Origin of the sequence: Tardiphaga sp. 862_B3_N4_1 (assembly GCF_051811085.1) — a bacterium.
GTDB classification, from domain to species: Bacteria; Pseudomonadota; Alphaproteobacteria; order Rhizobiales; family Xanthobacteraceae; genus Tardiphaga; species Tardiphaga robiniae.
The window spans coordinates 98,388-112,418 of sequence record NZ_JBPWQB010000002.1; the positions used below are offsets into that span (position 1 = coordinate 98,388).

A 14,031-nucleotide genomic window follows, 5' to 3' on the forward strand; every position below is an offset into this window, starting at 1 on the left:
CGAAAGAAGCAGCGCGTGCGCTTGCTCACATATGGCCGACTTCGTCCGGCACATCGTAGAATGTCGGATGCCGATAGATCTTCGACAGTGCCGGCTCGAACATCATGTCCTTTTCGGCAGGATCCGAGGCGACAATGGTGTCCGACGGGACGATCCAGATCGACAGCCCCTCGCCGCGGCGCGTGTAGATATCGCGCGCCGCCTGCATCGCCAGGTCGGCATCCGCGGCGTGCAGCGATCCGACATGCTTGTGTGCCAGCCCGTTGCGACTGCGAATGAAGACTTCCCAAAGCTGGATGTTCGGCGTGCTCATGATCAGCTCCTGTCCGTTCAAGCCGCGACAGCTGCGCGGCGTGCCCGCTGCTTCTCCGCATAGGCCGCGGCGGCCTCGCGGACCCATGCGCCATCGTCATGTGCCTTGCGGCGCGCGGCGAGACGATCGCGATTGCAGGGGCCATTGCCGGCCAGCACGTCCTGGAATTCCTTCCAGTTGATGGCGCCATAATCCCAATGGCCCGTCGTTGCATTCCACTTGAGATCCGCATCCGGGATCTTGAGGCCGAGATAGTCGGCCTGGGGAACGGTGGCGTCGACGAATTTCTGACGCAGCTCGTCATTGGAAAAACGCTTGATCTTCCAGCGGGTGGACTGATCGCTGTGCTGGCTCTCGCCATCCGGCGGGCCGAACATCATCAGGCACTGCCACCACCAGCGATCCAGCGCACTCTGCGCCATCGCCTTCTGTTCGGGCGTCCCGTGCGACAGCGTGACCATGATCTCGTAACCTTGGCGCTGATGAAACGACTCTTCCTTGCAGACGCGGATCATCGCGCGCGCATAGGGGCCGTAGGAACATCGGCACAGCGGAATCTGGTTCATGATGGCGGCACCGTCCACCAGCCATCCGATCGCGCCGATATCGGCCCAGGTCAGCGTCGGATAGTTGAAGATGGACGAATACTTCGCCTTGCCGCTGAGCATCTGATCGACAAGTTCCTCGCGCGAGGTGCCGAGCGTTTCCGCGGCCGCATAAAGATAGAGTCCGTGCCCACACTCGTCCTGCACCTTCGCCAGCAGGGCCGCCTTGCGACGCAGGGTCGGCGCACGCGTGATCCAGTTGCCTTCCGGCAGCATGCCGACGATTTCGGAATGGGCATGCTGGGAAATCTGCCGCGTCAATGTCTTGCGATAGGCAGCAGGCATCCAGTCATTGGGCTCGATGCGCTCCTCATTGGCGACGCGGGCCTCGAAACGAGCGGATTTGTCAGCGTCTTCCAGATGCCGGTCGTCGGCCTGCGGCGCATTCAGGGCCTGCGTATACATGCCTCATCCTCCCGTATGTTTCCCACAACATATAACGGAAAAATCTAATGGCAATATATTTTTGTAACATAACAGCTATTGGCGCGAGAACCTGCGGGCGAGTTCCATGCCAGGCGCTGGCAATGGTCCGCCCGCGCTTGCGCCGTGTTGGTCGAGCCACTGCTCGGAGGCTGAGAGCAAGGCCCGGTAGATCCGTCCGCACAGCGCACGAGCCTCTGCGGCGGGCCAATCCGCCGGTAGCAGCGCCGATGGCAGCAATGGGTCGCGCAGCAGGACGCGACGGTATTGATGAATCAGCAGGATACGCGCCAGCATCGCATCTGCGGGCGGCAGTGCATCCGCGCCGGCGATCCACGCCTCGAGCGGCGCGAAAGTCTTCAGAAAATCCCGATACGAATCGGCGATCCGCGGCAGCAGCCAGGACTCCCCGATCAGGCGTCGCCCCATTTCGTTATCGGCCGATACTTCCAGCCGGATCGCACCGGCCGCTGCCGATGGCACGGCGGTGCCGGATGGCGCGACCCAGACGCCCGGCATCGGATTGCCGAACCCCGCCTCGGTCAATGCGGCGCGCGACACCTCGCGATCCCCGCCATTGGAGATCAGGAGCAATTCAAGACGCCCCTGCCACTCGGAGGGCTGCGGATTGTAGACATGCGCTACGGCTGACGCGAAGCGCTCCTGCCCGTCTGGAGCCAGCTTGTAGAAACTCTTGCGGCCGACCTTCTCGCGATCGAGCCAGCCGTCGGCGGCGAGACGGGACATCGCGGTGCGCACCACGCCGCCGTCGATCTCCAGCATCTCCAGAAATGCCAGCAATGTGCCGAGCCACACCGATCCGCCACGCGGCAAAATCGCATCGCCGTAGAAGGTGATGATCAGTGAGCCGGTGCGCGATGGTTCACGCTTGAATCGGCTGATAATGCGAAAGAGCGGATGCTGCGACATGCCACATCCGTAAAACATTCCGGGGCAATCACCAACCTGCTCGCCCCTGCACTTTGATTGGTAGAATGAGATCCAACATGCGCCGCCGGCCCGGCGCAAAGATCAGCATCCGGCGAAGTACTGAGTGCTGAGCGCAAAACACAGTGCACCCGCTCCGACCATTCGAAGGACTCGCGTCATGGTCAGCGGCGGCGACCTGCCGATGATATCGATTGGTGGCGATGCTTGGCAAACGCCAACGCAGCAAAACCTGCCGAGCACGGCACAAAAGCGATAAGGTGATTCATGCTGCTCTTTCTCGGGCGCGACCGCGATCGAACCTCGCTTGTTTGCCGTAGGCCTGGGCTGAGCGCGACGGCCCCGCAGGTCCGTATAGCCAGGACAGCATGGAGCAGTGCAAGCGTTCAGCACATGAGACCCACACCGACGAGACCCAATCGCCCTGAATCAGGCTGTGCCATAGCGGTCGTTGCGTGGAGAATGCATCGAGGACTGGCAGCAGAAAGAGCAGCTCGGACGCCGCCCACAGCTGCTCGACCCAGGCCGATCTGGCTGGACGTACCGACGCGTGCAGGAGCGTGAAGGCCCAGACGCTAAAGAATAGATTGATCCCCAAGTCAGCCCGGCCTTCCACCGGATACGGCAGAAGGCGATTGCCCCACAGAAACGCGCGGTCATGGCGATCGACAGGCCGACAATGCTCGAAATACTCAGTCGCTCGACGAGTCGGAATAGCCGGCAATTACAATATCCATGAGCGGCTTACGCCATTAGGCGAAAGTTAGCAGTCGTTGCTTCGCATCATGTTGCGGGCAGGATAAAACGGATAAAGTCCTGGTGCCCAAGGAGGGAATCATACGCAACCACCGACACGACGAACCGCTGTTTGTCGTCAATATGATGGCGTGAGGCTCGGCATTGGTGGATCAGCGTGTTCATATCCCTTGCACTTCAATAGGAAACAATGCCTTCTACAGCTCATCGAATTTCGCCATTCCACCGCTGTCAGTTTCCGCCTTTGCGATGGGGACAACTCTCCGGAGCCAATCACGTGCACGGGGCTGAATGGATCCTGCATGCGATCGTTGTCGCTGCGGCGATCGCGGCGGCGGGATACTCATCGTCCGGAGCGCTGTCGCCATTGCCCCCGCCATAGCCGAGCACTTCGACGATGATGACCGAGGGACGGTCATTGTTCGTCTGGGCCGGCGCCGCCGCCTGCTGCGTCGCCGCAGTCGCGTTCGACGTCGAGAGTGCCACACTGATGTTTGGTGTCTGCACGGTCGGGATACCCGACGACGTGCCCTGCACCTGGATGTTCGCAGCATTGAGAATTTGCAGCGCTGCCAGATTGACATTGCCAGAGACGCGGATGACCGCTTCGCCTGCATCGATGGTGCCGCGCGGTGCGATCGGAGCGGACAGCCCCAACCTGTCGAACGTTGCTATCTCACAGAAAGGCGAAAAATCCGAGATACTCAGAAATTTCTGGCACCGGTCATCGTGCTTTGATCACGGATTTCTGTGGCCGATCTGTAATTGGTAATCTTCTGCCGGAATTTCAGACTTTGCTTTGTGGGAATACGTCACCTGCATAAGGCACCTCATGACCTTGCTTAGAAATCGACATATTCTGACATGGCAAGCGCATCATTCACCTCAATTCCCCCGGTACCGATAGTGCTTTTAAGCTTGGCGTGAGCTAAGAGCGATCGCGCGACGCCAAGCGTTCCGATCCTTTCTTTCAGCGGACGTATCTCATCGTAACTACCCATTGGATTTGAGGGCAGTTCAGAGGACGCGAAACTGCCGGCGAGAGTTGTTTCACCGACCGTTCCTCCGCCTTCTGTCTTCGCGTCGCTCACCGCCGATGGAGTTCGTCACGTCATCGTTGGGCGATCCGTTGGTGTTGGTTCTCCCGCCAGCATTGCCGGCGACGATTCCAGTTGGAGCCGGCGAGCTCGGCGGCGGCTGGAAGAGGTTATCGAAGGAGGACTTCGCACTGCCGACAGGGGACGGCGACATCGTATTGGCGCTTGGCGCTGCCGGGTTGACCACGGCGATCTGACCGGGGGGTGGCGCGAGCGAGACGTTGAACGACTTGATTGTGAAAACCGCCCCGACATAGCTCAGCGCATAGTTCGGCAAAACGCCGAGCGAGCCTAGCTGAATGGCATAGTCGCCCACCACATCACCCAGCGCGCGCTCCAGCGAGCCGGAGAAGCGGTCGCCGTTGAACAGCGTGCCGCCGGTGAGACGATAGGTCAGCGCCGGATCAAGCTCTGCGAACATCTTGCTCTGGGGATCTGCGGTGACTGTCAGCGGCGCGGCCGTCACGATCCAGACGCCACTGTTGCGGGCCGAGATCGCATAGTTCGGATTGGTCAGCGTTCCGGCTACGTCGAGCAAATAGGGATTGCCCGCGACGCCGGTCCGGCCGGTGATGCCGAACGAATTGACGAGCCCGGTCAAAACCTCAATCCCCTGACCGTTCTGCAAACCGATGGCCGACAGGCCGGGATTGAGCGGCGAACTGCCATAGACCGATGTGCCGCCATTGGCCGTGACAACAATGGAGGCTGGCGTGACGGTCCAGCTACCCGGATTGAACGCGGAGACCTGATAGTTTGGATTGGCCAGCGTGCCGAGCACGCTGAGCGCATATGGCCCATGTGCCACGCCGCTGGTCGCGGTAATGCCGAACGAGTTGCGAAGGCCCGCAAGAACGTCGACGCCCTCGTTATTCTGCAAGCCGGTGGCCGACAGACCAGGATTGAGCGGCGAGCTGCCATAGACCGATGTGCCGCCATTGGCCGAGACCACGATAGACGCCGGTGTGACGGTCCAGCTGGCGTCGTTGCGCGCCGCCACGCGATAATTCGCATTGGTCAGTGTTCCCGCCACGCTGAGCGTATACGGACCGCCAGCCACGCCCGTCGTCGGCAGGATGCCGAACGAGTTGCTCAGGCCGGTCAGGGCATCGACATCCTGACCGTTCTTCAAACCATTCGCCGAGAAGCCCGGATTGGACGGCGACTGGCCATAGACCGAGCTGCCACCATTCGCCGACACGATGATGTCCGCCGCAGTGACCGACAGCAAACCGCCGGCATAGCTGATTGTATAATTGCCGAGGCCATTGCCGAGCGCATTGCTGGCCGTGATCCCGTAGGGTGCGCCCGTCACATTCGCCAATGCATCCGCGCCGAGGCTCGCCAGCGTCACGCCGGTCACGCGGTCGGTGCCATAAAGCGTGCCGCCGATGCTGTAACCGCTGCTGCCGAGGGCGAGCGTATCGCCATAGGTCTTGGACTGGTCGTTCGCCGTGATGGTCAGCGCCGCCTTGGTGATGTTACCGATATTGCGGCTATTGTTGACGACCAGCGTGTAGTTGCCGGCCGCGCTGCCGGTGAGGCCGCCGGAACCGAGATTGAACGAGACGGTCTTGCCGCTTCCAGCATTGGCATTGTCATAGGCGCCCGAGGTCGGCAGGTTCGTCACCGACAGCAGGCCGGAATCGCCCACCACCACATTGCTCAGCGTGAAATTGTTGGTGCCGAGCGCGGCGGTGTTGGTGCCGTCATACTGCTTCTCCACCGTGCCGGTGAGCGACAGCGTCACGGTGCGCTTGGCGATGCTGTAATCGTTCCCGACGAAACTCACCCGATAGTTCGAGGATGCGGCGAGCGAGCCCTGATTGATGGCATAGTTGCCGGCATTCTCGCCCGCGGCGCGGCCGATCGTGCCGGTGAGACTGTCGCCATTCACCAACGATCCACTGGTCACCTGCCAGGTGAGGGCGGAACCTGTGTCGCCATAGGTCTTGCCCTGACCGGCATCGGCCGCCACCGTGATCGCACGCTGCGTCACCGTCAGTTGCCCGCTCGGCAGATTGACGATGCGATAGGTCGATCCGTCATTGCTGACGGGCTGGAGCTGGGTAGGACGGTTGGTCACATACGGCGTCATGCGCAGCCACGCCACGCCATCGCCAATAGTCACGCCCATCGGAACCAGGAAGAAGTCCGACGTACCGGTGAGAACGATCGCACCATTGCCGTTGACCGTGGCGGATACGCCGTTCTGCGAGGTGAACTGATTGATGCGATCCGCGATCTGCTGCGCGGTCGAATTCCGATCCCACAGGATGTCGTTCCCGTTGTTGATCCGCATGCCGAGATATTGCGGTCCAAACCCGCCCTGGCTCGGGGCACCAGCGCCGACAGCCTGCGGCGGCAGGACGGTCATCCCCGCCGTCACGGCATAGGTACCGACGCCCGACGACTGATTGGCGGTGGTGCTCAGGGCAAGCGGAATCTTGTTCGGCGTATCGTAGTTTTTGAGGCCGTAGATCATCGCCGCCAGCGTCGTATTGGCATCGCCATACATGCGCGTGGCATTCGATGTCTCGACGACGGCGACGTGATTGGCCCAGTAGAATTCCGGATAGCGCGCGACGCCGTCCGACTGGCCCGCGCTGTTCGACGGGATCCAGACGTTGCGATAATCCCAGCCGGTATAGACGGTGCGGAACGTGTTGAGATCCTGCATCTGCGCCGTGGTCAGGCCGGTGCCGACGAAGGTCTGGCCACGATTGGGATTGAGCCAGGACGGATTCGAGACGCTGGAATCGTAATACGTATTGGTGACCGTTCCCGTCCGCCCGTTGTCGCTTACATTGCGCCCGACGACCGAGCCGACAAAGTGCACCCCATAGTTCCAGGCTCGGTCGAGCCGCCCGGTCGTATAGGAATTAATGATGGTGCCCGTGCCGTCATTGGTCGCATTGGTACCGACGAGACCGCCGATCGTGCCATTGCCGCGCACGAGGCCCGTCGCATAGGAATTGACGATCCGCCCGGGTCCGCCGTTTTCGTTCACGTTGACGCCGGCGAGGCCGCCCCCTTGGCCGACAAAGGTGACGTAATCAGACTGCTGGCCAACAGCCTCGACCGCGACTGTGCTGTAGGACTCTTCGATCGTGCCGCGATTGTAGCCGACCAGGCCGCCGGCGGCCCAGTTCGAATAGACCCCGCTCGCGTCATCGCTGCGCGACGCCCATGAGCGGAAGATCGTGCCGTCGCTCACGCCAGCGATCGAGCCGGCAGATCCCCAGTCGGCTATGATCCTGCTATCGACGACGCCGAGATTCTTCACCACGCTGCCGGATGCCAGATAGGCAAACACGCCCGCATGATTGCCGTCGGTCATATTCACGAAGAGGTTTCTGATCGCGTGACCCTGGCCGTCCAATGTTCCGGTGAACGAGGCTGCCGTTTTCGCGTAGTCGGCGTACTGTCCCGACTGCGAATATCCTGTCTCCCCCAGCGTATAAACAGTCGTGTAGACCTCGCGCACTCCATTGTTCCAGACCTCATACGAATCGGACGGTCGATTCTCGCCAAATTGCAGGCGCATGAAGTACTTCGTCGTGTAACCGCTATAGCTGATCGGCGAGATCGGCGAGAAGGCGTTGCCCTTCCACATCCCGGTGGACAATTCTGCCGACGCGTTGATGTCGCGCGCAAGCTTGTAACTGGCAGCACCGTTCATATTCACCAGTTGCAACTGGTGCAGGTTCTGGATGTTGGTCGAATATTCGGCCTTCAGGAACGGACGCGTATAGCCGTCCACCATGTACCAGTGGGAGTGAAAGTTGCCTTCCTGGTATCCATTGAGATAGTTCGGGTCGTTGAAATTGCTGTAGGAGTTAAGCGAATACGGGCTGTTGTCGGAATTCGTGTTCAGCGCAGCAACATATTGAATCTGCTCCGACGTCCAGCCGCCGGGCATGTCGTGATAGGAGCGACCGAAGGCGCGGCTGGTGCCGGACGTGGCCTGATCCCAGTAAACATGCCAGATGCGTGCTGACTGGCTGTGCTGGGAATTGAAGCTTTCCATCGTATCCCAGTCGCGGAACTGGTTGCGCCCGACGATGCCACCCACATTGGTGCCGGACACCACGCCCGCGAAATACGAATCTTGAAGCGACGCGAAGCCCATCACGCTCCATTGATTTTCGCCAACAAGACCGCCGGTCCAGCTCGTGCCGTTCACGCTGGCAAGCGAATAAGTCCAGCGGACCATGGCGCCTTCGCCATTGATGCCGGCAATGCCACCTGCCGTCGCGCCGGTGACCGAGCCGGCCGAATAGGAGTCCTGGATGGTACCGTAATTGTAGCCGGCGATGCCGCCAACAACATAGCCGCGGATGGCACCGGTCGAATAGGAGCCGCCATTGATGATGCCATTATTGCGTGCCACCAGACCGCCCGCGCCCAGCGAACTGGCGATGTTGGTCACGCTCGCCGTCGAATAAACATTCGTCAGCGTGCCATTGTTCTCTGCGGCGATCGAACCGACATAGCTGGCATTGCCACTGAACGAACCGCCGATGATACCGACATTCCGGATCGTGCCATTGTTCTGGTAGAACACGCCGACATCGCCACCGCCGACCTGCCCTTCGCCGCGGCGTTGGTACATGTTCAGGATCGCATAGCCGCGGCCATCGAGCGTACCGGTGAAGCCCTGATAGGGGCGACCATCTCCAAACGCACCGATCGGATCGAAGCCGCGGCAGATGCCGCTCAGACAGGTCCAGGTCGACGTCACGCTGGCATCGATGTCCCGGCCCAGCGCGTAGGTACCGCCGAGATTGGATTCGATTCCCTTCAATTGGTAGACATCATTCACCAGCATATACGCTGCCACGGTCGCGCCGTAGCCGCTCTGCGTGATGCTGGAATAGTTGATCGTATTGGCGTAGCTGCCGGTTGCCGCATAGGGATTGTAAAAGATTTCGACGGGCGTGGCCGTATTCACCCGCGCATTGGACGCGAAGTTGACGAGGCCGTTGTCGGAGCGGAGCGTCACCGAAGTCAGCGCACTGTTGAAGTTGGAAATGTGATCGTTGATCTGGATATTTCCGGCCGACCGCAGATTGATCGTGCCGAACGAGCCCAGCGAGTTGGTGGTGATCGCACCACCCGACGTGATCGATATATTGCCGCCGACAATGCTGCCGATCCTTCCGGCAGTGACGTCGCCCGACGCCACGATCGATGTCGAGGTCGAGGCCGCCGTCCCTGTTGCGCGAATGCTGCCTTCGAAAGTGAGCGAGCCGCCGATCACCAGCGATATATCGCGCCCAATGAGGTCGCCGGTTACCAGATTGCCGTTGTTGGTGAAGGCCACCGAACCGGGAGTAAACGACTGCGGGTCTTCGTTCCCCCAGCCCACACTCGCTGTATCGCTCGACAGCCGGCCGACGACATTACCGGCGCTGGTCAGTGATACCGACGTGAACGTCATCGGGAGCACCAGGTTAGACACCATGATCGGCGCGGTCTGCGAGATGCTGCCGGGCGACGTCAGCCACAGCGTCCCGTTGCGGCCGGATATCGTGCCGTTGATCTGGATGTCGCGATAGGCATTGAGATACAGCGTATTGGCCGATGTCCAGGAGATCGGCGCATTGATGATGATATCGCCGGCGCCCTGCGTCTGGTTGCCCGGGCCGCTCGCGGACGATGCCGTGGTGATCAGCGTGACATTGGCCGCGCCGAGATTGGCGCCGATGGTCGCCGCCGCCGCGGAATCGATGGTCAGTGTGACCGGATCGAGCAGCCAGTCGCCGGTGCGGCCCTTCGGCGCTGACGCATCGACGCGGATGCCGGCGAAATCAAGCTGCTTGCCCGAGGTCTCAATGAGGCCGCCGTCGCCGCCATTGACACCGCCGCGCGCCGACAACGTACTGCGCACGCTGGTGAGACCGTCCGACCACAGCACGATCTTGCCGCCCTTGCCGCTGTCCAGCGCGTCGGCGCGGATCACCGTCGCCGAATCCGCCGTGACCTTGACGGCATGCTGGAAATCGCCGCGACCATAGGCATCGCCACCGATGCGAACGCCGCCGCCGCCGGCCGCGCCCGACGCGTCGATGCGCGCACCGGCCAGCGCGATCTCGGCGCCGCTGATGTCGATCTGGCCGCCTGTCTTTTTGGCAGCCACCTGATTGCGCGACTTGCCGGTCGCCGTGACACGGCCGGACACGTTGACGCGGCCACCCTCGCCGCCACCGAGCACGATGCGGCCGGCGCGGGTGCCGACCGAATTGGCGCGGATCGTGCCCGGAACGTTCACCGCATCGCGCAGGATGTTGTTCGCCGTGGCGGCGCTGAGGAACACCTGTCCGCCATCGGCACGGATCTTTCCGCTATTGGTCACCAGCGCCTTGCCGGTGCCATCGACGAGATTGCCAAGCTGGTTGGACGGTACAGCGACCGACAGGAAGCCGTCGCCGGACAGATCGAGCGTAATCATCTCGCCGGAGCCGAGGCCGACCTTGCCGAGCCGCGCCGAAATGACGCCGTCGTTGGCAACGCGGCCACCGAGCAACGCAGCGAAGCCACCATCGGACACATTGATGCGACCAGCATTGGTGACAACAGCCGACGAGCCGTTGCCGATGAACGTGTACTTGCCCGACAGGAAGTCCTCGTTCCGGATATCCAGGGTCGACGCCGCAAAGGAGCCGGTATTGACCACGCCCGTATTGGTGATCGCAACGCCGTTTGGATTGACCAGCAGTACAGTGCCGGGCGCGTTGATCGTGCCGGCGATGCTGGAGGGCGTGGTACCCGTAACGCGGTTGAGGGTGGCAGCCGCCGCGCTCGGCTGGTTGAAGTTGACGGTGCCACCGGCACCGATCGAGAACGAATTCCAGTTGATGATGGCGCTGTTCGAGGATTGGTTGACGTTCAGCGTCCCGTTCGACGGCGCGGCGATACTCGCGGCGCCATGGGTCACGGTGCCTCCGCCCGGCAGCGTCTGCGCCAGTGCAATGCTGCCACTGAACACCACGCAGCCGAACACCAGCGGTGCGAAAGCCGCCCTCACGCTGCCGCGGATCGGCGTCACGTCATATGTCTGTGTCATGCCCAGCTCCTGTCACCTGCACGGGCGCCGTTGACCGGCGCTCCCGAGGTCGTCTTGTCTGCCCTGTTTAGAATTTGCCGCGCTCGATCCGCGCAATGTCGGGATCGTCGCGTTCAGCGATGTAGTTGATGATCAGCTTCGGCGGCCCCTTCGGGTCCGGCGACGTGGTCTGATTGCCTTCGCGCTGCATCTGGTATTTGACGCCATCGGCGATCAGCCGGACCGCCCCCTTCTTCTCATCCTCGCCGGCGAACAGCACAATCGTATTGTCGCCAACGGGAATGCCGGAGCGGAGCGTGTCCTTCTTCCAGACAAAGCCTGCGAGATAGCGCTCAAGACGCGTGCCGGCAGTGATCATCGCATTGGGATCGACCGGCGGCGTGGAGGCGACCTCGCCCCAGACGACATTGACCTGAATGAGCTTCTTCGACTTGTTGCCGAAGATGTAGGCGACCCGTGCAGCGCCCGGACCAGGATCGAGCGACGGCACAGCGACGGTCAGGACATTCGTGCCCTCGATGCTGTTCACGCTGCTCGCGATGTCGGTCCCCTTGACATTGAATGCCTTCGTCACGATGGCCCGCACCTCCGCCTCCGTCATGCCGAAACGGGCATCGCGGAATCCGGTGACTTCATATTTCGGTGCTTCCTGCTGCGCCCGGGCCGGCAAAACATCGACCACGCCCGCGACAATCGCGGCAACGAGGATCAACCGTGCCATCGCGCGCTTGAGCGCATGCGAAGCGGAATCACAACGAATGGAAGTGCCGAAACGATCTCTCACCTGCTCAACTCCTAAGCGATCAATTGCATCGGTTGAGCGCAGAACCGCCCCGGGCTGCGCAAACGCGGCCGATGCCCATGATACCAGCGTCTTATTAGGGGCTGGATGCAATCAGTTTCGAACACCGTGTGAACGCTCGTTCACATCGGCCATCAACGACCGTTATGGTTGATGCATGCCCAAACTATCCGTGCATATATGCGCCGCGTCGCTGCAGCCTGACGATGCCAGTCGTCGGATTGCGCATGACCGACGGATGCATGCGCACTGCACGTGGGAAGTTCTGGGGCTGTCTTGATGTCTATTCGTTCGACAAAGAAATCCTTGGCGTTGATCGCAATCGCCTTGGGATCGCCGTGCAGCGGCGCGCTCGCTCAATCCCCCGCTCCCGCACCAAGCCTCGTACAACCACCCACGATTGCCACGCCGCCCGCATCGACGCGTATTACCTTGCCGCAAATCGCCGCCGGCTCAACCGTGCCGGACGCTGCCAAAAAGCTGACTTTCATCCTAACCGGGATCGACATCGAAGGCGAATTTGATGAGATCGCCATAGCGAGAAAAGAAGCCGCGGCGACGCTGCTGGGAAGGTCCGTTACGGTCGCAGATCTGTTCGGCCTTGCCGACAAGTTGCAGCAAGCCTATGTGCGCGCAGGCTACCCGCTCGTGCGCGTCGTCATCCTGCCCCAGGAACTTGATCGGCGCGCACGTGTAAAGCTGCGCGTCATTGACGGCTATGTCGAGAAATTCGATACCAGCACCCTGTCCGGAACATCGGCTGTTCGCGTTGCAGCCGTGCTGGCGCCGTTGCTCAACAAGCGACGCCTCACGCAGAGCGAACTCGAACGGCAATTGCTGATTGCGGGCGATACACCGGGTCTCGTTCTCAATGCCACTTTTGCTTCCGGCTCGGCCGTCGGCAGCTCTGTTCTGGTGCTTAGCGGCCGGTACAGGCCAGTCTCGGCGAGCCTCTATCTCGACAATGGCATGCCCAAATCCTTTGGCGAGTGGCAGGCGGCAACGTATTTCTCGCTCAACAATCTGACGGGATTTGGCGAACAGATCTCGATCTCCATCGCCGGACTGCCCGACAATGATTTCGTGACGCCCTATCCTACGCGCCGCTATCTCGGTGCAAACCTCGCCGTCCCACTCGGTATCGACGGCTGGCGGTTCGAACTCGGCGTCACCGATGGTCGCACGACCCCGCGGGTTGATGCGATATTCGCATCACAGGGTGTTTTCCGGCAAGGGCGCGCAAAACTCGCCTACGATATTGTCAAACGCCGCGACACCGAACTGAGCTTCAATGCGCGATTTGATCTCACAGAGGAACAGGTCAGCACGCTGATTACGACACCGGCCACGCCGCTATCGCTTGACCGTACGCGCGTGCCACGCGTCGGCCTCGACGGCATCCTGCGACTACGCGAAAGCGGAACCACCCTCAGCTACACGGCAACCTATTCTCACGGCATCAATGCGCTTGGGGCCCGCTCCATAGCCGATGCAACGCCGTTGCTCCCACTTTCGCGGCAAGGCGCAGACGCCGAATTCAGCAAGCTCGACGGTCGCATCGACGTCATGCAAACGCTTCCCGAGAATCTGTTTCTCTCGGCAGGACTCGCAGGCCAGACATCATTCGGTCGCCCGATGCTCACATCCGAGCAGTTTCCGATCATTGGCACCAACATGCTGTCCGGCTTCGCCGCCGGCACGCTCGCCGGCGATACAGGCTGGGTGGGACGCGGAGAGTTCGGCTGGAGCACCCAGCTCCCGTTCATCGCCGAACCGCATGCAATCGTACCTTACGTCTTTGCAGCTACTGGCGAGCGCCGCTATGAAATGCCGACCGTATTGGAAATCCCCGTCATTCGCGCGAACAACTATGGTGGCGGTATGCGCTTCCAGCTCGCGCCGCAGGCACCCGACGCCCCGTCGCTGTCCGGCTTCGTGGAGCTGAGCGAACGACGCGCCAGCGCTTCCAGCCTCGACGGCTGGATGGTGTTCGCCGGCGGCTCGATCCGCTACTAGAC

Annotated in this window: 7 protein-coding genes; 1 reads left to right on the top strand and 6 read right to left on the bottom strand. The window is 61.4% G+C overall.

The annotated features are described in order from the left end of the window. Positions 1-25: 25 nt before the first annotated feature. The 6 genes from paaB to AB8B02_RS17780 form a co-directional block, all read right to left on the bottom strand. The gene (gene paaB / locus AB8B02_RS17755; RefSeq protein WP_439064725.1) at positions 26-313 is read right to left on the bottom strand and encodes a 1,2-phenylacetyl-CoA epoxidase subunit PaaB; all 288 of its coding nucleotides are present in this window, start codon (positions 311-313) and stop codon (positions 26-28) included. Positions 314-330: 17 nt separating this feature from the next. After that, the gene (gene paaA, locus AB8B02_RS17760; protein WP_439064726.1) at positions 331-1,323 is read right to left on the bottom strand and encodes a 1,2-phenylacetyl-CoA epoxidase subunit PaaA; all 993 of its coding nucleotides are present in this window, start codon (positions 1,321-1,323) and stop codon (positions 331-333) included. A 75-nt stretch (positions 1,324-1,398) separates the two neighbouring features. Then, on the bottom strand, positions 1,399-2,271 hold the full coding sequence (paaX, locus tag AB8B02_RS17765; protein WP_439064727.1) for a phenylacetic acid degradation operon negative regulatory protein PaaX: 873 nt from the start codon (positions 2,269-2,271) through the stop codon (positions 1,399-1,401). A gap of 1,047 nt (positions 2,272-3,318) precedes the next feature. After that, positions 3,319-3,702 (bottom strand): filamentous haemagglutinin family protein, encoded by a 384-nt coding sequence (locus AB8B02_RS17770; protein WP_439064728.1) that lies wholly within the window; start codon positions 3,700-3,702, stop codon positions 3,319-3,321. Positions 3,703-4,095: 393 nt separating this feature from the next. After that, the gene (locus AB8B02_RS17775) at positions 4,096-11,211 is read right to left on the bottom strand and encodes an MBG domain-containing protein (protein ID WP_439064729.1); all 7,116 of its coding nucleotides are present in this window, start codon (positions 11,209-11,211) and stop codon (positions 4,096-4,098) included. 67 nt (positions 11,212-11,278) lie between these two features. Next, on the bottom strand, positions 11,279-11,932 hold the full coding sequence (locus AB8B02_RS17780; protein WP_120293213.1) for a hypothetical protein: 654 nt from the start codon (positions 11,930-11,932) through the stop codon (positions 11,279-11,281). A 513-nt stretch (positions 11,933-12,445) separates the two neighbouring features. On the opposite strand from AB8B02_RS17780, the gene AB8B02_RS17785 reads away from it, so the two are divergent. Further along, positions 12,446-14,029, top strand: a complete 1,584-nt coding sequence (locus AB8B02_RS17785) for a ShlB/FhaC/HecB family hemolysin secretion/activation protein (protein ID WP_439064730.1) — start codon at positions 12,446-12,448, stop codon at positions 14,027-14,029. Positions 14,030-14,031 lie beyond the last annotated feature (2 nt).

Bases quoted from the DNA above. Each gene is read 5' to 3' on its own strand.
- AB8B02_RS17780 (WP_120293213.1), bottom strand. From the start codon at position 11,932: ATGGCACGGTTGATCCTCGTTGCCGCGATTGTCGCGGGCGTGGTCGAT.
- paaX (WP_439064727.1), bottom strand. From the start codon at position 2,271: ATGTCGCAGCATCCGCTCTTTCGCATTATCAGCCGATTCAAGCGTGAA.
- paaB (WP_439064725.1), bottom strand. From the start codon at position 313: ATGAGCACGCCGAACATCCAGCTTTGGGAAGTCTTCATTCGCAGTCGC.
- AB8B02_RS17775 (WP_439064729.1), bottom strand. From the start codon at position 11,211: ATGACACAGACATATGACGTGACGCCGATCCGCGGCAGCGTGAGGGCG.
- paaA (WP_439064726.1), bottom strand. From the start codon at position 1,323: ATGTATACGCAGGCCCTGAATGCGCCGCAGGCCGACGACCGGCATCTG.